The organism is Vibrio alfacsensis, assembly GCF_019670485.1.
GTDB classification, from domain to species: Bacteria; Pseudomonadota; Gammaproteobacteria; order Enterobacterales; family Vibrionaceae; genus Vibrio; species Vibrio alfacsensis.
On sequence record NZ_AP024166.1, the window covers coordinates 1,080,314 to 1,101,173 of the forward strand.

Sequence of the window (20,860 nt, forward strand, 5' to 3'; positions counted from 1 at the left end):
TACCAGAATTAGTTACCAGAAAATGAATCTTGGTATAAACCCTCGCTTACCAATATTTCATTAACGCTTGGTGTCGTGAAAGTACTGATATCTTGGCCTTTCACCAATGCTTCTCGAATGTCCGTGCTTCTCACTTTCACTCTTTCAGGGCACGCCATGACCGTCCATCGCTGAGTAATCTCTTGTGCCTTATAAAATTTAGCAAAATTAAAGAAATTATCCGGGCCAATAACAAACGTTATATCGGCTTGGGGGTAAATTTCTTGAATTTTTTCTAATAACGCAAAAGTCGTCACACTTTGTTCAGGTTGGTATAAAGCTTGCTCTTGCTCTGAGCGTTGGACATTAGAAAGCCCGAGATCCGTGATAAAGGCATCGACCAATTTGCACCGTATTGGGTAATCCAGCATATTTTTTCCCCAAGCATGTGCAATGCTTGGTTCTAGAAGCACAAGATCAAAGTGACTTAGTGATTCGATCACACTCTTGTGACCTAAACTAGGTGGGTTAAATGCACTACCAAAAACGGCGATTTTTTTCATATCCGGTAATTACCTGGTTGAAGGAGTTTTCTAATCCGATGAATTCGGTATGATACTACTAATCTTTAAAGCTTTTTGACACTAAAGCGACATTTATGAACATCAACTGAGTAGTTTATCACCACCAGCAATGTCATATACGTCGGCGCATGGATGAATCACTTCACCCTCGTTTTGTGTCAAACCTATTTGCAGGAAAAGGAACCTTAAATGGAACAATCCATCCGCGATGAAATGCGAGTACTCCCATCGATTGATCCGCATTTCGAAATTGAACGCCGCATCGCTTTCATTAAACGTAAGTTACAAGACTCTGGATGCAAATCCCTTGTGCTGGGTATTAGCGGCGGTGTGGACTCGACAACGTGTGGCCGTTTGGCTCAACTCGCTGTCAACCAACTCAACGAAGAATCGGGCAACAATAGCTATCAATTTATCGCGGTTCGCCTACCATATGGCGAGCAAAAAGACGAAGATGAAGCGCAACTTGCCCTTTCTTTCATTCAACCGACCCACTCCGTGTCTGTGAATATTAAAGACGGTGTAGATGGGCTTCATACGGCGTCGCACGTGGCATTGGAGGGTACAGGTCTTCTACCAACGGACGCGGCAAAAGTAGACTTCGTGAAAGGCAACGTTAAAGCACGCGCTCGCATGATTGCCCAATATGAAATCGCTGGTTATGTAGGCGGCTTAGTGATTGGTACGGATCATTCCGCAGAGAACATTACGGGTTTCTACACCAAATTTGGGGATGGGGCATGTGATATGGCACCGCTGTTTGGTCTCAACAAACGTCAAGTGCGTGAAGTTGCGGCAATACTAGGCGCACCAGAATTACTCGTGAAGAAAGTCCCAACGGCGGACCTAGAAGAACTTGCTCCGCAAAAAGCAGACGAAGATGCTTTGAGCCTTACTTACGAACAAATCGATGATTTCCTTGAGGGTAAGCCAGTATCCCAAGAAGTCAGTGATCGTCTCGTTGCAATCTACAAAGCGACTCAACACAAGCGTCAACCGATCCCAACAATCTACGATTAGCATCGATGGTGCTCATGAGAGACCCGCTTTTCAAGTCGCTCTAAAGTAAATAAAAAAACGCCGCTAAGTTCAGTTAGCGGCGTTTTCGTTACTAATTATAAGCAACATTTATTATATAAGAGCGTTAGTCTGTCAAAGTCACGTCTGTTTGTGGAATAGCGCAACACGCCAACACCTTGCCCATACTGCGCTCTTCTTCAGTGATTGCAGGAACCTCTGGGTGGTCAACCTGCCCTGACTCCAATTGAACCTTACACGCTCCGCACAAGCCCGCACGGCAGCTATTGGCAATACTCCGCCCTGCATTTTCAACTTGTTCTAACAACGTTTGTTGGTTATTACCAATGAGCTTAAATCCGTTGAACTCGATTTCTACACTCTTTTCAGGCTTCGTTGTTGCTACAGCGACACCAAACGCTTCTTGGTGGTAGTGTTCTTCCGGCAGCCCTTTCTTAAGCAATAGATTTTTCGCTTTTTGCATAAAGCCATCTGGTCCACAGACGAACACTTGACGCTGTTCAACATCTTTAATCTGTTTGATATGAGATAAACTGATGCGTCCTTTCAGACCAAACCAATCTATCGCAGGCTGGGTTAAGCAAATCTTCACATCCAAACCTGGGTGTTGGCGTTTTAGTTCATCGAGCTCATCTTTACATGGAATATCAATCTCACTGCTGCATTGATGGTAGAACACCACATCATCGAGTTGGTTATGATCTGCTAGGTAGCGAACCATAGACAACATTGGCGTTACACCACTGCCTGCAGAAAGCAATAATAATGGCTGAGCTTGATGCTCTTTGAGATGAAATTGACCATCTGGTGTTTCAGCTTCAAGCACATCGCCCACTTGCAAGTTATCAAGCAGTGCATTGGACACGCGTCCACCAGAAACGCGCTTAACTGAAATGGCATAACGACCTAATCGTGATGGACTCGAAGAAAGCGTGTAACGACGCCCCACTTTCTTGCCATCAATGTCCACATCAATAGGTAGGTGTTGACCTGGTAGATACACAGGCAGTGAACCTTTGCTTGGCTCTAGCCAGAATGTCACAAAATCACGGGCGATTTCTTCTCGTTCGACACAGGTCAGCGTCATTCGATTAGGGGAATTATCTGGATAAAACTCTGGCTCTTTATATTCCAAAACCTCAACTTTATCGCCTTGTCGGATAATGCCTTCATTGCGTGCAACCAGATTTTGTCCAAAGAAAACGCCACCACGCTCATTCGCTCGGAATTCTTGCAATGTTCTTAGCGGCTCTTTACTTTCACGGAATGTGCCGCGTTGAGTGTTCACGGTCGTTAGAATGCATCGTTCGCAAGGTTTGACTGATTCAAATTCAACTTCGCCAATGCGAATGCGTTTCCATGAATCTTCTTCAAATGGTTTCGCGTCTGCAACGACAAGGTTGGTGCGAAACTGATCCATTGAGTGCTGTTCAGAGCTTCTGCGATTCAACTCTTCTAGCGACGCTTCGCTGATCACAAGTACTGGGTAACCATCGGCAAAGCTCACATTGTGACCCAATTTCTCTCTGATACGATTGGATTGTTCGCCGGTAAAAAGCAACTCGACTCGCAGACCCACGACTTTACTAAACCAATCATCCGCTTCATCGGTGGTCGTATATGCCGTAAAACTGTCTTTCCAAACCGTTGCAGGTGCTTCCTGCATTTTGAAATCTTGATAGCGGATCTTTAAAGGCGCTTCACCAAGGCTGGTAAACACCACACCATCAGGCAACAATGCCGACTTTATGGTCACCATTTGCGGAAATTTTCGAGCTGTCACCATTGAGCCATCTGAGGTCGCAATCATAAAACGACGGTCAAAACTCAAGCCTTGCTTTTCTACCCACGCTGAAGACAATGCCACACCGCCAACGGATTTTACGGGGAAAACATTAATCTGAGATAAAACGGAATGCGACATAGCTTCTACCTGCTGGTGTATTTTAATTGTGCGACTATCATATCCTTATCTTCATCCTTGCCCAAGTAAACACAAGCCGTTATTTTTGCTAGATTCTACATAGCACAAGGAAGCGACAGCAGCAAAAGAGAAACAACGCCCAAGATAAGATGCTCTCCACCATTTAAGAGTGAAATCCTTTTAAAATTTGCATCATTCTGACCGAGTGACTATTGCCAAAATGTGACATTAGACACATACTGCGTCAGTTTTTTGACGATAATTCCACCTATCCGGAGCATAATTCATGGATACTAATAAACTGATCCTAATTCTTCTTTGTATTTTCCTTCCACCTGTCGCGGTTTACATGGAAAAAGGATTAGAGAAAGACTTCTTCATCAACTTGATTTTAACGTTTTTCTTCTTTCTTCCAGGTACAATTCATGCGCTTTGGTTGACGATGAAATAACCAGTTCGGCTCTCACCTTTAAGAAATATGAAAAATGGGATGCAATACTAGTGTAATTCCACTATCATCCTGTCGCCTAAGCGCAAGCGTTTGCTCTTGAGGTAAATGCAGCGTTTTAGGCTCCAAACATAACTTTTAAATGGTGGGAGCAATTAATGACAACACTGACTATTACTCGTCCTGACGATTGGCACGTTCACTTACGCGATGGAGAGGTATTAAAAGATACCGTTCGCGATATTAGCCGTTACAACGGCCGTGCGCTGATCATGCCAAACACCGTCCCACCTGTTACCGATACTGAAATGGCGCTAGCCTACCGTGACCGAATCCTTGCTGAGCAACACGGCGAGCAATTCGTACCGCTTATGACGCTTTACCTGACAGACAACACAACGCCTGACGAAATCCGTAAAGCAAAAGCGAGTGGCCACGTTGTTGCGGCGAAACTCTACCCAGCAGGCGCAACCACCAACTCTGATTCTGGCGTAACCGATGCAAAGAACATCTACCACGTATTAGAGGCGATGGAAGAAGTGGGCATGCTACTTTTGGTTCATGGTGAAGTGACTCATAACCACGTTGATATTTTCGACCGTGAAAAAGAATTCCTAGACACGGTTCTTGCTCCTATCGTCAACGACTTCCCTAACCTAAAAATCGTTCTTGAGCACATCACCACAGCTGACGCAGCGAACTTCGTCAACAACGCTTCTGACAATGTTGCAGCAACGATTACCGCTCACCACCTGCTCTTTAACCGTAACCACATGCTTGTGGGCGGCATTAAACCACACTTCTACTGTCTACCAATTCTTAAGCGCAATACCCACCAACAAGCGCTTATCGAAGCAGCAACCAGTGGCAGCAAGAAGTTCTTCCTAGGCACAGACTCAGCACCACACGCAAAAGGCGCAAAAGAGTCGGCATGTGGTTGTGCAGGTTCATACACCGCACACGCAGCGTTAGAGCTTTACGCAGAAGTGTTTGATAAAGAGGGTAAGCTGGAAAACCTAGAAGCATTCGCTAGTTTGAATGGCCCAGATTTCTACGGTATGCCTCGTAATACCGATACCGTTACACTAGAGAAATCAGCATGGGCGGTACCAGAAACCATGCCGTTTGGTAACGACATCGTGGTGCCAATTCGTGCAAACGAAAATATTGAGTGGGAAGTGAAGTAATCAACCCCATTAAATAAAAAAGGTCATGCCGCCATATTCGATATGGAAAAGCATGACCTTTTTCTTTTTGCTGCTAAGTAATATATTTAGTGCTTATTTGCCTCGAACTTTCTCAACCACCGTCCAAACTGCGACAACCGCTAACCCCGCTAACACACCAATCAAACCGTTAAGCAGTGTAGGCACAATGGCCGTTGCAATAGTATGACCGCGAAAATCCATGATGATAGGTTCAATCAAGTGATGTATCGCAGGTACGTTATGAACAACAATACCACCACCAACCAAGAACATCGCCGCCGTACCAACAATCGCAAGCATCTTCATCAATTTTGGCGCGAACGCCACTAAAGCACCACCGAGTTTGGCCTTAAAACCCTCACCGTTAGAAGTGCGTTCTAGGTAGAAACCCAAATCATCAAGCTTAACGATGCCAGCAACCAAACCGTACACACCAATAGTCATCAAGACCGCAATTAGGCTTACCACGAGGATCTGCGTCACGATACTTGTCCCAGTTACCGTACCTAACGCAATCACGATGATTTCAGCAGACAAAATAAAGTCCGTACGAATCGCCCCCGCCACTTTTCTTTTCTCGTACTCTTCCACAGACTCACCCGTATCAGAGGACTCCTCCGCTTTATCTTCATGTTGATGAGCATGAGGAAAGAGTTTTTCTAAAATCTTCTCTGCACCTTCAAAACAGAGAAACAAACCACCAATTAAGAGTAATGGCATGATAAGCCACGGAATAAACGCACTAATGAGCAGCGCAGCTGGCACCAGTATCAGCTTATTTTTAAATGAGCCTTTCGCGACCGCCCATACCACTGGGATTTCGCGTTCAGCAGCAACACCGGATACTTGTTGTGCATTTAGAGCCAGATCATCGCCCAAAACCCCGGCTGTTTTTTTTGCCGCCACTTTCGACATTAACGCGACATCATCCAATACAGCGGCAATGTCATCCAAAAGTGTGAGTAAACTTGCTCCAGCCATTTTATTTTCTCTTATATGGAATTGAATAAGTAACAAAATGTAACACCATTGATTCACTCAGCAAAGTGATGATTCTGCAAAGAATAAGGTCACAAATTGTGTTTTCTGTTGCCGTGGCTTGGAGACAGGACTAGTCTTGTCTTACCTTTCAAGCACACAAAAGAAAAAGTATAGATGAAAAGCGGATACACTTACCCAATCGGTACCCAAGGCGAACCTTGGGGTGAAGCAGAACGCAAAGCATGGTTTGAGCAACGTGACGTAAAACGCAGCTACCAGCAAGAAGTGGTGTCTAAGATTGACGCGCTTCGTGACCGTTTCGATGTGGAGCAATACGGTGCCCTTTCTTACGACGAATCTCGCTTCCCACTATTTTGCATCAAAACTCGCAACTGGGATGCAAACAAACCTGTTGTTTTAGTAACAGGTGGGGTTCATGGTTACGAAACGAGCGGCGTGCATGGCGCACTTAAGTTTGTTGATACGCAAGCAGAACGTTACGCTGAGCACTTCAACATTGTCGTCGCACCTTGCGTTAGTCCTTGGGGTTACGAAGTGATTAACCGCTGGAATCCAAATGCGATTGATCCAAACCGCTCTTTCTACGCAGACAGCCCAGCAGAAGAATCGGCGAACCTCATTAAATTAGTAGCAACATTAGGTGATGTGTTAATGCACATTGACCTCCATGAAACGACGGATTCTGACGAAACCGAATTTCGACCAGCGCTCGCTGCCCGTGATGGCATTGAGTACATAGAGGGTATGATTCCAGATGGTTTCTACACAGTAGGTGATACAGAAAACCCTCAACCAGAGTTTCAAAAAGCCATTATTGAATCTGTCGCTAAAGTCACTCACATCGCCCCTGCTGATGATAAAGGTGAAATCATCGGCTCTCCTGTGGTTCAATTTGGTGTGATCAACTACCCGATGGTGAAGCTAGGTCTGTGTGGCGGTGTCACCAACTGTATTTACGGCACCACGACGGAAGTTTACCCAGACAGCCCTAAAGTGACGGACGAAGAGTGCAATGATGCTCAAGTGGCAGCGGTTGTAGGTGGGTTGGATTTCTTGCTAGCCAAGCGCGCATGATTTAAGTAAGCAGTCAGCCACCATTGATGTGATTTGGTACTGTTGAGTTAGCGCAGAACGCGCTAACTCAGAATTGGACAGAAACGCGTTAGAACTGGTGCTCTATTGCGTTTCTGTCAGATTAGGAAAAGTATGTTGATGCTTTAGACGTTTGTTACACCTAATTTTCGATGATATCGAAAACATGCTGAGCACAAGCTATTGGCGAGTTCATGATATCGGGGCCCGAAATTCTAATACTGCGTATTCCTATAGCTTCTAGCTTTTCATCTATTGCTTTATCTTTAGCAATGGCTTCTTCAGAAGAGTGATGAGCTACAGAATCAACAAAAATCGCCACACGCTGTTTAGCAAAGTAAAAATCAGCCTCTGTGATTGTCTTGCTCAAAGCTTTAGTTCTAACACCACCTTCCCACATTGTTTGCAAAGTTGGGAAAATAGTTCCGTCTGTTAGGATGTGGGTTTGAATTGTAGGCTTTAGCCCGAAACTGTGCATAGCTTGAAGCAAGAAAAGCTCTATAGGAGAGTCGCACCCCCAGATTTTTACCGGTTCGATGTTATCAAATGGTTTAAAGTATCGAGAGAACCTAAATTTTCGGTAATCATTGAGCAAAGCCTTACTTTCACCGAGTAATGATGTGCACAAACCGGGATCTAAAACGTCTGACTTATCGTATTTTGATGCAAGAAAATAGGTGTTATAAACAAACCCTATTACATCTGAACACATTTGCTCGTTAACTGGCATTCCGTCACCAACACAATACAAACCAAACGCATTTGAAAACGGATTGAACCCCATATAATGTGGGTTGCCATCTAAAATGCGCTCCAAGTCGATTTTATCGATCCAATCAACTCCGACGGATGATGGTAGTCCTCTTTTTTGCGCAGGTCTTAACGATACATGGTATGGAAGTCCAAAAAGTTGACCATCTCTTTCTTCAAATGCATAGCAACAAACTACTACATTGATCATTTGAAAATCATCACCGCGCTCACGATAAAACTCAATGGCTTCATCAGATGGATTTACATTAATCAGACCGCCAGTCAGTTTCAGGATATTGCCTTCTATCGGCTGATTACCGTCAAGATCAAATAGGTCGTGACCCAAAAAATCACCGAGAGCACCATTTAAATCTATTTGGAAACGACCAGATGGCAAACAACCATAGTTAGGAAGCTTGAATAACTCTTCTGGTCTATTCTCTATATCTGCTGCTTCTTGTGCCATAACTTCCTCTATTAGATATAACGCTATTTAAACTGCAATAAGTCATGAAATTCTAACCAATATGTCGATTTTCAATTCTTACTTCAAATGATTACCTGTGACTGTAGAATCAAAGAAGATTATATTTCTGCTCTCGCTCCTTAAAGGCACTAATACCCCCCTCAAGGATATGACATACATGCTGTCGAATACCTAGCTCATCAAGTGATTGATAGTCGTAGCTATTATCAGACTTCAAGCTATGCTCTAAGCTACCACCAAGATATTCAAACTGGTGTGCTCCTGCTGTACCTGATTGCCCTCGCTGGTCTGCCACAACAACACACTCTGCATCGGCTGCCACCACTAAGTTAGCGTTGTGTGTCACCATAATAATCTGGCGCTTACTCTTACACTTACGAACAAAATCTTTAAGCTCTGAGTAAATCGTTCTGTTATCCAAGTTATCTTCTGGCTGGTCAATCAATATTGGGTGCGTTGAGTTACTAAGCTCAAGCATCAAACTGAGTAAGACCAAACCACGTTTGCCCGGCGACATATGTACAATGCTGTCGTTCTTGTAAGTAACAAGGAAGTCGATCCCAAAGTAGTCAGCGTAAAGTAGTTTGTATGCATCTTTCAGGCTGTGATTCTTACGCAAGGTAGGCGATTGACTGCCTCTAATTGTATTGGCGGTCTTCTCTACAAAGGCTGCGTGAGTATCCACGTCAAAATGGTAATCACCGTTATCGTCCAGAACATCGTTAACGACTGTGCGAATTGCCCCTGATTTGTGGTAGCAACTAACGAACGAATCAAACTTGGGAGCATCGACAACAACCTTTGCCTCAATCTTTATGTCGTCATCCATTTGATGATCGCTGACTATGGAGCAGTGAGACTTGTATAGATTGATTAGTGAACTAAACTGCTCATTTAGTTCCTTGATACACTCTTCACCTTTCTTAGTGATTGCCTCAAGCTCTTTTATTTTGACATTGATTCTTGCTAGCTTCTCTCGCTCAGCCTTGAGTTGCTTGTTCAGTTGTTCAAGTGCAGCTTTGTCTTTCACGTCTTCTTCAAGGGGTTTCAGCTCACGCTCTATTCCCTCTAGCTTCTCGTTTAAAGCTGTCAATCTATCGGGGATCGACTGTAGCTTTTTATTCGCCGTATCCTTGGTTGTACTAAACCCTACTACCAAGTCTTCTTGCATCGAATTTAGTAAGCCTTTGAGGACAGTTGATAGTGCAATTAGTCCTGAGTCTTGCTGTAGTTGACCTCGAATCGTATCAATCCATTGGTCTTGCCTGTTATCAATACTCTCAGTAAATCTTTGTAAGCCCGACTGAATATACGTGAGCCTATCTTTTGCCCTGATAACGCACTGTCTTCTATGAACTAGGTAGGCGTAATGCTTCTCTTGTTCTTCTGTCCATTTAGACTTTTCTCGAACCTCTTTTGCTCTAGCTTCAAGTGCTGCAATCTCATTCTTAACAGACTTTTCGTTACCAATTTCGTTCAGCTCATTGAACAGCTTTTGGTATTCACTAATCAGTAAGAATCGAGTATCAATCTTGTCATTAATGGATGAGTTGACTGTGCGTACTCTATTCTCAAGGGCATTAACGAAGTCTTTGTATTGATCATCTTGAAGTAGAGTTTTAGATACCAACTCGTTTAAATCTTCTCGACCATCTTTATCAGCCAATTGGTTGATGTAAAGTTGAGGTATATAGGTGATAGCCTTTGCTTGGTTGTCAGCATCAGACAGCCTAGACACTTCATTATTCGACCATTCAACCTCGAAATCTAAATTAGGAATGTCGCTGTAGGTTGATGACTTTGATAGCTCTACTCTGGTTGAGACTTCGCTAGGGTTGATAGCCTTCGCTATATGGTATAGAAGCATTGATTTACCGGACGACTTACCACCAATGATTGTGTTCAGGTCTTTGTTAAGCGGTATCCACTTCTTCGAAAATTTATTCGAACCTGAATTATCAATGTATCTCACCCGTTTAATGGTCTGATATTCAGCTTTCGTTTCTGGGGAAAGTTCACCAATAAATGCACGGTCAGGCTCAAAAACAACCTGTTTTAGACCATTGAACGTAGGGTCAGCCTTAATCCAACAGTATCTCTCATGGTCTGGTTTAAACAGCTTTTCGATAGAATGTGCATCCGAGCCATGAACACAAGGCACGAGACGACCAAGTTCACTTACAATATCTTCTCTGCTTTTAGTTCCTTGACCAGTAAAGTATTTAATGTCGCTTGGTGTGGCTGAAAATACCATATCAATAAACTGGTAGATGTCTTTCTTTAAGCCTGCAAACCCACCATCTTTAATACCAGATACACCATCATTAGAACCATTTGCCGCAACAACGATGGAGTTTTCTTTTAACCACTTCTCTCCGCTGTACCATTTTTTGAGCACATCGTAAGACGGTTTAAAGTTATTAATACCTTCTTTTAATGACGTTTTATTACAATTGGCTGTCTCTGGATACAATGCTCGACCATAGCTCATTAACTGGTCTTCAGAGCAGGCATAGTTTTGACCATGATGGTCTATGCACAAACGACTAAGAGCGTTCTTGATTTCAGCTATATGATGTGTGGAATCAGGATTAACGAGTATGTGGATATTTATCCCTTTATTTTTTTCGGTATTGGGGGTAACCCTAAACTCAATATTGGGGATAACTGTTTCGATATTTTTCATTCGCCCTTGGCGGCGATACTCCACAACCTTTTCATAACCAGATATAGAGCAATAATCCGTGATACCAATTACAGCAACACCAGAATCTGACTGCTCTATAGCTGAAATGTAACCGTCCCAGTCGCCTTTAAATTGTGTTTCTAATACTGAATCTGGGGTGTGAACGTGAAGGTCCCATCGCCTCCATTCTGAACCGTGTTCGTACAAGCGCATTCAATTTCCACTAAACTAATAATTTTTATGAAATTTATCACATATGACATGATGTTTAGCTTGATTTCGGTCACATATTGATTGAGAGGTTACTAACGGGACTGGCTATGAAAGAGGTAGTGGCGGGGTCAGGTCTTGTGTTTTGTCACGCATTACTTTTTATATATCAAAACTAGCTGGCTATCTGTAACGTATTTCGAAGCGTAGCAAACTTTGGGGCAGATCTGCGTTACGATGATCTACCCCGTCGCACGGAGTTGGACATAAGCTTCTTAGAGCAATAACTTAAATTAGAAAGTTACGGGTAACTTTTGGTATGGGAAAGTCACTTAATGAAGTGTTCAACTTCACTCGTACAGACCAGCGCTTAGGTTGTAAGCTATATAGATACTTGAGGCAAGGACACAAGCGGTATTGTCGCAGTAAAAAAAGAAAGCGCCAACGATTAAGAATACAATTTCGATAGATGACAGATCGGTTTGATTGTCATTCATGATGCATATCACTTAGTTGCTCATCAATCATACTTATAATCACAAAGTAACTACTGACTTAATAAATGATACAAAGGTGATTTATGAATATCGTACATATTCGTGATAAAGCTCTGGTTACTTCGGAAATTTTAGAAGCTATGGAAGCCAAACTTAAACAACAATCCTTTGACCATATGACAAAAGCATTTGGTTTAACGAATCTCACAATTGAAGAGGTGATGAGCTGCGGTGAAGGAGAAATTTTTGACTTGGTTGCAAACAAATACAACGAACTTGGCCGCTCAGAAGAACCTACTCCTGTCGAAACCGAAGAGTCGTTCTTGGAGCTCATGGCTCGATTCCGTTTAGTCGGCAATCGCAACATCTACGGTAATAACTGTACAGTGTTCACTCCACCATCTGGCTATCAGTATAATGAAGAGGTTTCAAATACCTACTACTACATGTATGACAACGCTTTGGAAGGTTCGAAGCTGTTAACACTGTGGACTACCTTCGTAGAGAAATCGGCAGGCTATGCAATTAAAGGTGGGCCACTGAGTATGTTCCGCTGGATTAAAGAAGTTGCTGTACCAGTAGCGATTGAAGAATGGAAGCTCGAGCAAGCCGGTGATGAAGAAGTTCTAAACCCAACTCTTGTTTACTTAATCAATCAAAACAACCAGTCGGTTCTAACAGTCGCTTACATCTTTGGCTAATCATGAGCAAAGTAACCATCGGTTTTATATGCATCACCTTTGCTGCCAGCTACTTCACCTACTCGAGTTACATCAGTAGTGAAAAACAGAAAACGGTAAACTCGGATATGGCGCTCAGTTACTTGGCGCACAATCAAAAATGGATTGAACAAACCGACCAGCTAAGAGCCATCAACCGAGGCCAGTTTACTGTTACTTCCGTAATCATTGACAAGGTAGGAGCAGATTACATCTCCGATGGCAAAGTGGAAGACAAAGGGAACTCGATTTGCTATACCGCTCGTTATCAGTGGAATGATCAAACAAGAGAAAACCCAACTCTTCTCGATGCCAACAAATGCTACTAAAGCACCTATCAAAAACGCTATGTTCCTTCCAGTTGCTGATTATTTTAAACTGAAGAGAACTAAACTCGGTATTTATTGCCCATCTTTCTTTAGCTAAATTGACAGTAAACTTCGAGCCCAACTGTCAGAAATATTTACAACCAGCTCACGCCCAACACCTAACCAATTGTTATATAGAGAAATTAATTTTGGAGTGATAATTGCTTTAAAGCAGAAAACTATTGCTAACAGGACGTCATGAAGAATATGAATATTAAGGGCTTAATGCTGTTTTTAATTGTTTCTGCCAGTGTCACATTCAAAGCTGGTGCAGGAATGATTTATGAAATATCTGGCGATATTACACCCGATGTGAACAACTCTTTCACTGGCTCATTTAGCATCATGGTTGATTCTGATGATTTACAGCTCGAGTTGTTTGGCGCACATCCAAATCTTCCAACAGGCTTAGTTGATGGCCCTTGGTACAGCTACGATGTTTTATCTGCCGATGTGTCTATTGATGTTGCCCCTCTGGGGAGCTTAGTTTGGTCAGAGTCTGACATTAGAGCAGATTTTAACGAACCTGCATTAAGCTTTGGTGGTCTAACATCAGAGCTTTGGTTAACGTCACCGATTGATGATACTTTCCAAGATATGTCGATTGTTTTTGAAAACAGTGACGGCCTTTTGTTCCTAGGCTTTCAAACGGGAGGCTTGCAAAGCGTTATCATCAATCAAGTTATTTTCGATAACAGAAACAACATTATTGAACTTGGTACATTCACAAACGTGGCGGTTTCAAAGGTAAAAGTTTCTGAACCCCATATGGCAATACTTTTCGGCTTGATGTTAACCAGTTTACTATTAGTTAGAGCTAAGCATAGAGCATAAACCAAGCATTTTTAGCGGTTATAAAAATCAAACCATCTGATGTTAGCTCTCTAATTTTCGTTAGTGCAGATCAATCCTGTTCCAAGATCAATGCAACCTTATTTAATGCGAGAGCATCAACAAGTTGTGATGGCGATTCTGATGTAATCACGTAGTCAAAATGTGTGAAGCTAATGCTATAAGAAGCAACATTCCCCACGATTGTCTTAGGGCATATTAGGTATTTAGCAATTGAACGCTTCATCACTTCATTAAACATCGAAGAGCAATAACTATCTTTAAACGTTACACCTAAGTCTTGATGCACACCATCAGGAGTAATGAATAATTTGGTAAAGACCATTGATTCAAACCAACTTGGCAGAGTCTCTGATTTAAATATATCAGCGGTTGGATCATAGTTACCGCCGAGCAGCACTGCGTTGCAATTAGGTTTGGTTTTTAGTTCGAGGAAAGTGGTCAGTGAAAAGGTAACACCAGTAAATGTCACGCTTTTATCTATAGAGGAAATAATCTCGTTACTATAATCACTGTTATCAAAGAATACCATATCATCTGAATTTACCTGCTTCGCAGCGATATGACACAACGAGATTTCTTCAGGCTCATTGTTTTGTTTAACCGGTTTTAAAACCACATCAGAACAGGTCTCTTCAATCGATTTGCGCACAAAGCCACCATAAGACTCAAGATTGAATTTAGCAGCGGCGGTTGAGTTAATATCCCTGCGAATTGTCATCTCTGAGACTTCAAGCAATCGAGCAATTTCTCGAAGATGAATTTTATCCACATGATCAAGGCAAGATGAAATGCGTCGTAAACGCTCTAATTGTTTTGAGACCATATTAATAATGCCCGACTGACGGGCATTCCTTATTCGTTAGTAACCACTTTTCGCTTCAGTGCCGTTTACAATCGAAACTCCTGCACTAGTACCTATACGAGATGCTCCTGCATCAATCATCGTTTGCGCGATAACTTGGGTTCTTACCCCTCCTGAGGCTTTCACCCCCATCTCGTTCCCCACACAAGTACGCATTAGACGAATGTGTTCTTCTGTTGCACCGCCAGTACTAAAACCTGTCGATGTTTTCACAAAATCTGCGCCAGCCTGTTTGCTGATCTCACATAACTTAGCAATTTGTTCATCAGCTAACAAACATGTTTCAAAAATAACTTTTAGTAAGCGCCCTTGGCAAGCTGTTTTAATTGCAGCGATTTCTTTTTCGATCTCACTCCACTTTCCATCCAATGCATGACCAATATTGATAACCATATCAATCTCGTCAGCACCATTTTCAACCGCATTTTCTGTTTCAAAAACTTTAACTGCCGTTGTATTTGCCCCCAGTGGAAAGCCAATCACGGTGCACACTTTAACGCCACTATTCTTTAGCAGTGCCGCACAAGTCGCAATATAAGTTGGGTTTACACATACTGAGAAAAATGAATGCTCGATCGCCTCATTGCACAAGGTGGTAATTTGCTTTTCAGTTGCTGTCGGCATTAGCAAAGTGTGGTCAATTAATGAGTGAATCATGTTGTTATACCTCAAGTTCAAGTGATTACATTTGTTATAATCCTAACATCAATATTTGTGATCAAAACAATAATTCACCAATTTTGTGATTATAATAACATTGATATGTGATTTTCATCGCACCAAATTCGCTAATTGTGGGTATTATATGTTCACAAGCTAACGAAAAGACATCAAGGAAACACTTGATGTTGTGATTATAACAAGGTGCATTATGAAATCTATTGCTGTTATCGGCTCAAACATGGTCGATCTAATCTCTTACACTCATCGCATGCCAAAGGAAGGGGAAACGCTCGAAGCACCATCATTTCGTATGGGATGTGGAGGTAAAGGTGCTAACCAAGCAGTGGCAGCAGCCAAACTTGGCTCCAGCGTTGTGATGGTAAGTAAAGTCGGGGATGACATGTTTGCCGACAACACTATTCGTAACTTCCAGTCTTACGGTATTGATACAAAATACGTACAAAAAGTACTGCACACCTCAAGCGGTGTTGCGCCGATTTTTGTTAACCCATCTTCTCAGAACTCTATTTTAATCATTAAAGGTGCCAATGAGTTCCTAAAACCTGTCGATATCGATAAAGCTGCAGAAACGCTTAAGAAAGTTGAACTCATCGTATTGCAACTTGAAGTACCACTAGAAACCGTTTACTACGCAATTGAGTTTGCCAACAAACACAATATCAAAGTTCTCCTAAACCCAGCCCCTGCTGTACCTGAGCTAGATATCGAATACGCATGTCGCTGTGATTTCTTCATTCCAAACGAAACCGAATTAGAAATTCTAGTTGGTAAGCCTGTTGAGACTATCGATGACATTCGAAGTGCTGCAAAAGTGCTGCTTGATAAAGGCCTAAGCAACATCATCGTGACTCTAGGCAGTCGTGGTTCTCTATGGCTAACCAAGGATGGCTTTGAGCTGCTCGTTGATCCAATCAAAGTAGATGCCGTGGACACATCTGGTGCGGGTGATGCTTTCATTGGTTGCTTCTCTCACTACTTTGTACAAAGCGGTGATGTCGAATTCTCTATGAAAAAAGCCTCTATGTTTGCTGCGATGAGCGTAACCGAGAAAGGAACGCAATTCTCATACCCAAGCATTGAGCAATTTAACGAATTTGCTGAGAAACTCGCAAATTAATTCAAACCTCGACCCTACAAGAGTGATCTAAAATGCTGATAAAACATAATACTACACAGCGCGATGATGGATATTTAGATAAAACTCCTTATTTCCAATTTATCCTTTTATCGTGTTTATTTCCTTTATGGGGGGCTGCGGCATCCCTAAACGATATCCTAATTACCCAGTTCAAATCGGTGTTTGAACTATCTAACTTTGCCAGTGCACTAGTGCAGTCTGCCTTTTACGGTGGTTACTTCTTGATCGCGATCCCTGCGTCACTCGTGATTAAGAAGACGTCATACAAGATGACCATTTTAGCCGGTCTATCGTTGTATATTGTCGGTTGTTCATTATTCTACCCTGCTTCCACCATGGCTACCTACACCATGTTCTTGGCTGCAATATTCTCAATTGCAATAGGTCTGTCATTCCTAGAAACGGCGGCAAATACCTATTCTTCAATGATTGGCGAGCCTTCTAAAGCCACTCTGCGCCTTAACATTTCACAAACTTTCTACCCTATTGGTGCTATTGCAGGCATTCTTCTAGGTAAATACTTGGTCTTCCAAGATGGCGCCAGTTTGGAAGAGCAAATGGCAATGATGAATGCTGAACAATTGCATGTTTTCAAACTAGAAATGCTTCAACATACACTTAAGCCGTACAAATACATGATCTTTGTTTTGCTTGGTGTTGCATCACTCTTTGCACTGACTGCATTCCCGAAATGTAAGGTAAAAACCGAGAATACCAAACAAGCACCATCGGTTGGCGAAACGCTAAAGTACCTATCAACTAATGCACGCTTCAAAAAAGGCATTATTGCACAATGGTTCTACGTCGGCATGCAAGTGGCGGTATGGAGCTTCACTATTCGTCTTGCGCTAGAAATGGGTAACCTCAACGAACGTGATGCCTCAACTTACTTGGTCTTCTCATTTATCGGCTTCTTTATCGGTAAATTTATTGCCAACGTATTGATGACCAAGTTTGCCCAAGAAAAAGTACTGATTGCATATTCACTACTTGGCATGATCTGCCTAGTGTACGTATCGTTTGTACCAAACTTCTCTGCGGTATGGATGGCAATCGTTGTATCACTGCTGTTTGGTCCTTGCTGGGCAACGATTTACGCAGCAACGCTTCAAACCGTCGACAACAAATACACAGAAACGGCTGGCGCTGTGATTGTAATGGCAATCGTGGGTGCTGCATGTGTACCTGCAATTCAAGGTTTAGTTGCGGATATGGTCGGCTTACAAATGTCGTTCATGGTTAACTTCGTTTGTTTTGGCGTCGTAGCGTACTACTTCGTAAGTGAAATGAAATTCAAAGCACAAGACAAACCTGTTGTTACTGCCACTGTCTAAATTATTCGGCCGCCCAATTGGGCGGTCTTTTGCGAGATAAAGCTATGTTCACTATTCCATTATACAAAGAACAATTTAAGTCTTCTAAAACCACCATTCTCCATTCTGAGCAATTTGAAGTTGCCAGCTTTACTTATAACTCTGGTGTACAAGCACTAGAAATAAAAAACAACAAAGGCAAACTTGTGGTGTTGCCATTTATGGGCCAAATGATTTGGGATGCAGAGTTTTTAGGCGTCGACATGTGTATGAAGAACATGTTCTCTGAACCAAAATTTGCTAAAAGTATTGTTGAAACTTACGGATGTTTTTCTTTCCATTCAGGATTGCTTCGCAATGGCTGCCCAGGACCAGAAGATGATCACCCTCTGCATGGGGAAATGGCGTGCGCAAAAATGGATAGCGCGTGGCTTGACGTTAGTGAAGATGGTATCACTCTATGGGGAAGCTACGAATACGTGATGGGCTTTGGCGATCATTATCTAGCGAAACCTAGCCTCAGCCTAAAGGCAAATGAAAGCACGTTTGAAATTAAAATGAATGTCACTAACCTAGGTGCGCAACCTATGCCACTACAATACATGTGCCATATGAATGCCGCCTACTTTGATAATGCTACATTCGCTCAAAACATTCCTAACGAGGTGATTAAACTACGCGAATCCATTCCAAATCACGTTAAACCAACACCGCAATGGCTTGACTACAATGAGACATTAAAAGCCTCCCCTGCCATTGAAGTTCTTGAACATCCAGAGATGTACGATCCTGAAATCGTCTACTTTATGGACAAGCTCTCCGAGCATACACAACAAGCTAAGTTCGAAATGGCAGTGTCAGAACACCATAAGCTAGTCACTGAGTTCAATACTGCACAGTTTAACTACGCAACTCGTTGGATTTTGTACAATGCCGACCAATCTGTAGGAGCGTATGTATTACCTGCTACATGCCGGCCTGAAGGATTCTCGGCGGCTAAGAACAGCGGAACCCTACTCTACTTAGCGCCGAAAGAATCACGCGAGTTTATGGTAAAAACTGGCGTTGTATTACGCTGATTTTGGGTTTAAGTGTTAGATGACTGCAGCTTCTAATTCAGAAGCTGCTTAGGTTGATAACCAACTCAACTATAACAAGCGATTCTTATATTGCTCCGGTGTAATGCCGGAGTATTTCTTAAACATAGCAATGAATGGACTGGCTTGGTTGTAACCTAAAGTGAGCGCCACTTCTTTCACGGTTTGCCCTTTTCTTAACAGCTCCATTGAATGCAAATAGCGCACTCTCAATCGCCATTCTGTAAAGCTCATCCCTAATTCACTCTGGCAGTGGCGCGCCAAAGTGCGCTCCGTTGTGTGCACTTTTTCTGCCCATTCTCCTAGGCTAACATCGTCTGTCGGCGCCTCTTCAACAGCTTTCAAAATGGGTTCAAGGTACTTATTATTAGTCGTTGGTAAAAAGTGATGCTCGACTTCTTGCTTCGCAAGCTGATCTAGCAAAACTTGAACAATACGCTTGTCTTCATCACTCTGCGCAACGTTGATTTTTCGCTGGCGAAAGTCTTCCACAATCGCCGACACAATTGGCGTTACCTTGATCAAGCTGGTTTTGGTTGGAAAATGTGGGGTTAATTCTGGGGCAATATTGAGAGAACAATATTCCAAAGGTTTTCGGTTATAGCTTGTGTGCCGGACTCCAGCAGGGACCCAAATAGCAAGGTGAGGCGGAGCTAAAAAACGGGTATCTTCGGCATCCATTTCTAAAATGCCGCCGCTTATCAACTGAACTTGCCCCCAAGGGTGGCTATGAATTCGCGTTTCAGTGTTCGAAAGGAAAGCCTCGAAATTCATAAATACATCGGATGGCGCTATATCAATTGATAATGATGGGTGAAGATTCCTTGTACTCTTTCTCAAAATTGTCTTCCTATCGCTTACGATGTCTTTCTAGAGATACTTTCCATTATAAAGACCTGTCAGACTAGCGCCATTAATTATTGTGCGATGAGGTTCTCATGGTTTACTTGCTTCCGTTTTTCACTGTTATGATTTGGGGCGGTAATGCCATTGTGAATAAAATGGCCTCAAGCACAATAGAGCCGAGCGCGATGAGTTTTTACCGATGGCTATTGGCGATGGTAATTTTAACCCCATTTTGTCTTCCAGCTGTGCTCAGACAACGTCATATCATAAAGCCTCACCTGACCAAGTTAGCGGTACTCGCACTTTTGGGCATGGTTCTTAACCAATCACTTGGTTACTACGCGGGTCTAACGACATCTGCTTCCAATATGGCGCTGATCACCTCCCTTGTGCCACTGATGAGTGTGTTCTTAAGTGTGCCTCTTTTAGGTAAATCCATTTCCATGCTGAGTATTGTCGGTGGGGTACTCTCATTGTCAGGGCTTGCGTTCATGCTTGGCCATGGCGATATTCGCTACTTTTTTCATCAAGACATGACTCAAGGGGACAGCTTGATGATTTTGGCATCCCTTTGCTACGCGGTTTACTGCGTGCTGCTTAAGCGTTGGAAAATGCCGTTCAACAGCATGACTCTAGTTTACATGCAAGGCGCATTCACTCTGATCATGCTAATGCCTTTATGGCTTCGTAGCGAACACTTGCTACCAAGCCAAAGCGCACTACCTCTGATCGCTTACGCGGGCATCGCTGCATCCATTTTTGCCCCGCTGATGTGGGTAAAAGCGATCGATTTAATTGGGGCCGACTCAAGCGCGATGTTTATGAACTTAATGCCTGTTGTGTCCGTGGCACTTGCATCCACATTACTTGGCGAGAAGATTCATACCTACCATATCATCGGCGGTATGTTGGTGATCTCTGGCGTTATCCTTTCGCAAATCAAACTACGTCGTAAACCACCCATTGCCAATGCAGATTTACCACCAGCAACACCTTAAGTCTTGACTCTTGACTCTTGACTATCAAACTTTAAGACAAAGCAAAGTTAACAATTTGTTGCACCTGCTATT

19 protein-coding genes and 1 pseudogene are annotated in these 20,860 nt (G+C 42.8%); 12 read left to right on the forward strand and 8 right to left on the reverse strand.

Annotation, left to right across the window (positions count from 1 at the left end; all coding sequences use genetic code 11):
• Positions 1-8: 8 nt before the first annotated feature.
• Positions 9-542, reverse strand: a complete 534-nt coding sequence (locus VA249_RS19370; protein ID WP_211916666.1) for a nicotinate-nicotinamide nucleotide adenylyltransferase — start codon at positions 540-542, stop codon at positions 9-11.
• Between the two features lie 210 nt (positions 543-752).
• On the opposite strand from VA249_RS19370, the gene nadE reads away from it, so the two are divergent.
• Positions 753-1,583 (forward strand): ammonia-dependent NAD(+) synthetase, encoded by an 831-nt coding sequence (nadE, locus tag VA249_RS19375; protein WP_221070446.1) that lies wholly within the window; start codon positions 753-755, stop codon positions 1,581-1,583.
• Positions 1,584-1,707: 124 nt separating this feature from the next.
• Here the strand turns inward: nadE and VA249_RS19380 are convergent, their stop codons facing one another.
• On the reverse strand, positions 1,708-3,525 hold the full coding sequence (locus tag VA249_RS19380) for a hybrid-cluster NAD(P)-dependent oxidoreductase (RefSeq protein ID WP_221070448.1): 1,818 nt from the start codon (positions 3,523-3,525) through the stop codon (positions 1,708-1,710).
• 286 nt (positions 3,526-3,811) lie between these two features.
• Here VA249_RS19380 and VA249_RS19385 point away from each other — a divergent pair, with 286 nt between their 5' ends.
• Both VA249_RS19385 and pyrC read left to right on the forward strand, forming a co-directional pair.
• Positions 3,812-3,976, forward strand: a complete 165-nt coding sequence (locus VA249_RS19385; protein WP_005453437.1) for a YqaE/Pmp3 family membrane protein — start codon at positions 3,812-3,814, stop codon at positions 3,974-3,976.
• 155 nt (positions 3,977-4,131) lie between these two features.
• Positions 4,132-5,160, forward strand: a complete 1,029-nt coding sequence (gene pyrC, locus VA249_RS19390; protein WP_221070450.1) for a dihydroorotase — start codon at positions 4,132-4,134, stop codon at positions 5,158-5,160.
• Between the two features lie 93 nt (positions 5,161-5,253).
• Here the strand turns inward: pyrC and VA249_RS19395 are convergent, their stop codons facing one another.
• Positions 5,254-6,162, reverse strand: coding sequence for a DUF808 domain-containing protein (locus tag VA249_RS19395; RefSeq protein WP_211916659.1), 909 nt, complete (start codon positions 6,160-6,162; stop codon positions 5,254-5,256).
• 174 nt (positions 6,163-6,336) lie between these two features.
• Here VA249_RS19395 and VA249_RS19400 point away from each other — a divergent pair, with 174 nt between their 5' ends.
• A complete protein-coding gene (locus VA249_RS19400) occupies positions 6,337-7,257 on the forward strand; it encodes a M14 family metallopeptidase (RefSeq protein ID WP_221070452.1) in 921 nt (306 codons plus the stop codon).
• A 160-nt stretch (positions 7,258-7,417) separates the two neighbouring features.
• Here the strand turns inward: VA249_RS19400 and VA249_RS19405 are convergent, their stop codons facing one another.
• Positions 7,418-8,494: an endonuclease domain-containing protein gene (locus VA249_RS19405; RefSeq protein ID WP_221070455.1), complete on the reverse strand. Its 1,077-nt coding sequence runs from the start codon at positions 8,492-8,494 to the stop codon at positions 7,418-7,420.
• 109 nt (positions 8,495-8,603) lie between these two features.
• The gene (locus VA249_RS19410; RefSeq protein WP_221070457.1) at positions 8,604-11,414 is read right to left on the reverse strand and encodes a TrlF family AAA-like ATPase; all 2,811 of its coding nucleotides are present in this window, start codon (positions 11,412-11,414) and stop codon (positions 8,604-8,606) included.
• Between the two features lie 364 nt (positions 11,415-11,778).
• Here VA249_RS19410 and VA249_RS19415 point away from each other — a divergent pair.
• The 4 genes and pseudogenes from VA249_RS19415 to VA249_RS19430 all read left to right on the forward strand — a co-directional run.
• Positions 11,779-11,888 (forward strand): annotated as a pseudogene (locus VA249_RS19415) (IS30 family transposase); the annotation flags it as partial.
• Positions 11,889-11,991: 103 nt separating this feature from the next.
• The gene (locus VA249_RS19420; RefSeq protein WP_221070459.1) at positions 11,992-12,609 is read left to right on the forward strand and encodes a hypothetical protein; all 618 of its coding nucleotides are present in this window, start codon (positions 11,992-11,994) and stop codon (positions 12,607-12,609) included.
• 2 nt (positions 12,610-12,611) lie between these two features.
• Positions 12,612-12,956: a hypothetical protein gene (locus VA249_RS19425; RefSeq protein ID WP_221070460.1), complete on the forward strand. Its 345-nt coding sequence runs from the start codon at positions 12,612-12,614 to the stop codon at positions 12,954-12,956.
• 237 nt (positions 12,957-13,193) lie between these two features.
• Entirely contained in the window at positions 13,194-13,829 is a 636-nt protein-coding gene (locus VA249_RS19430; protein ID WP_221070462.1) for a hypothetical protein, read from the forward strand.
• Positions 13,830-13,899: 70 nt separating this feature from the next.
• Here the strand turns inward: VA249_RS19430 and VA249_RS19435 are convergent, their stop codons facing one another.
• Positions 13,900-14,673, reverse strand: coding sequence for a DeoR family transcriptional regulator (locus tag VA249_RS19435; protein WP_221070464.1), 774 nt, complete (start codon positions 14,671-14,673; stop codon positions 13,900-13,902).
• A 36-nt stretch (positions 14,674-14,709) separates the two neighbouring features.
• Positions 14,710-15,369, reverse strand: coding sequence for a deoxyribose-phosphate aldolase (deoC, locus tag VA249_RS19440; protein ID WP_225927134.1), 660 nt, complete (start codon positions 15,367-15,369; stop codon positions 14,710-14,712).
• Positions 15,370-15,583: 214 nt separating this feature from the next.
• Between deoC and rbsK the strand changes: the two genes are divergently transcribed.
• From rbsK to VA249_RS19455, 3 genes are read left to right on the forward strand one after another with little or no spacing between them, the layout of a single operon-like run.
• Positions 15,584-16,513 (forward strand): ribokinase, encoded by a 930-nt coding sequence (rbsK, locus tag VA249_RS19445; protein ID WP_221070466.1) that lies wholly within the window; start codon positions 15,584-15,586, stop codon positions 16,511-16,513.
• Between the two features lie 32 nt (positions 16,514-16,545).
• Positions 16,546-17,868: an L-fucose:H+ symporter permease gene (gene fucP, locus VA249_RS19450; RefSeq protein WP_221070468.1), complete on the forward strand. Its 1,323-nt coding sequence runs from the start codon at positions 16,546-16,548 to the stop codon at positions 17,866-17,868.
• A 44-nt stretch (positions 17,869-17,912) separates the two neighbouring features.
• Complete coding sequence (locus VA249_RS19455; protein WP_221070470.1) at positions 17,913-18,926, forward strand: aldose 1-epimerase family protein; 1,014 nt, start codon at positions 17,913-17,915, stop codon at positions 18,924-18,926.
• A gap of 69 nt (positions 18,927-18,995) precedes the next feature.
• On the opposite strand, the gene VA249_RS19460 is transcribed toward VA249_RS19455, so the two are convergent.
• Positions 18,996-19,784 (reverse strand): AraC family transcriptional regulator, encoded by a 789-nt coding sequence (locus tag VA249_RS19460; RefSeq protein ID WP_211916651.1) that lies wholly within the window; start codon positions 19,782-19,784, stop codon positions 18,996-18,998.
• A 98-nt stretch (positions 19,785-19,882) separates the two neighbouring features.
• On the opposite strand from VA249_RS19460, the gene VA249_RS19465 reads away from it, so the two are divergent.
• Entirely contained in the window at positions 19,883-20,788 is a 906-nt protein-coding gene (locus tag VA249_RS19465) for a DMT family transporter (RefSeq protein ID WP_221070472.1), read from the forward strand.
• The last annotated feature ends 72 nt before the right edge of the window (positions 20,789-20,860 follow it).

Coding starts and splice junctions, on each gene's coding strand:
- VA249_RS19370 (WP_211916666.1), bottom strand. CDS start 542: ATGAAAAAAATCGCCGTTTTTGGTAGTGCATTTAACCCACCTAGTTTA.
- nadE (WP_221070446.1), top strand. CDS start 753: ATGGAACAATCCATCCGCGATGAAATGCGAGTACTCCCATCGATTGAT.
- VA249_RS19380 (WP_221070448.1), bottom strand. CDS start 3,525: ATGTCGCATTCCGTTTTATCTCAGATTAATGTTTTCCCCGTAAAATCC.
- VA249_RS19385 (WP_005453437.1), top strand. CDS start 3,812: ATGGATACTAATAAACTGATCCTAATTCTTCTTTGTATTTTCCTTCCA.
- pyrC (WP_221070450.1), top strand. CDS start 4,132: ATGACAACACTGACTATTACTCGTCCTGACGATTGGCACGTTCACTTA.
- VA249_RS19395 (WP_211916659.1), bottom strand. CDS start 6,162: ATGGCTGGAGCAAGTTTACTCACACTTTTGGATGACATTGCCGCTGTA.
- VA249_RS19400 (WP_221070452.1), top strand. CDS start 6,337: ATGAAAAGCGGATACACTTACCCAATCGGTACCCAAGGCGAACCTTGG.
- VA249_RS19405 (WP_221070455.1), bottom strand. CDS start 8,494: ATGGCACAAGAAGCAGCAGATATAGAGAATAGACCAGAAGAGTTATTC.
- VA249_RS19410 (WP_221070457.1), bottom strand. CDS start 11,414: ATGCGCTTGTACGAACACGGTTCAGAATGGAGGCGATGGGACCTTCAC.
- VA249_RS19420 (WP_221070459.1), top strand. CDS start 11,992: ATGAATATCGTACATATTCGTGATAAAGCTCTGGTTACTTCGGAAATT.
- VA249_RS19425 (WP_221070460.1), top strand. CDS start 12,612: ATGAGCAAAGTAACCATCGGTTTTATATGCATCACCTTTGCTGCCAGC.
- VA249_RS19430 (WP_221070462.1), top strand. CDS start 13,194: ATGAAGAATATGAATATTAAGGGCTTAATGCTGTTTTTAATTGTTTCT.
- VA249_RS19435 (WP_221070464.1), bottom strand. CDS start 14,673: ATGGTCTCAAAACAATTAGAGCGTTTACGACGCATTTCATCTTGCCTT.
- deoC (WP_225927134.1), bottom strand. CDS start 15,369: ATGATTCACTCATTAATTGACCACACTTTGCTAATGCCGACAGCAACT.
- rbsK (WP_221070466.1), top strand. CDS start 15,584: ATGAAATCTATTGCTGTTATCGGCTCAAACATGGTCGATCTAATCTCT.
- fucP (WP_221070468.1), top strand. CDS start 16,546: ATGCTGATAAAACATAATACTACACAGCGCGATGATGGATATTTAGAT.
- VA249_RS19455 (WP_221070470.1), top strand. CDS start 17,913: ATGTTCACTATTCCATTATACAAAGAACAATTTAAGTCTTCTAAAACC.
- VA249_RS19465 (WP_221070472.1), top strand. CDS start 19,883: ATGGTTTACTTGCTTCCGTTTTTCACTGTTATGATTTGGGGCGGTAAT.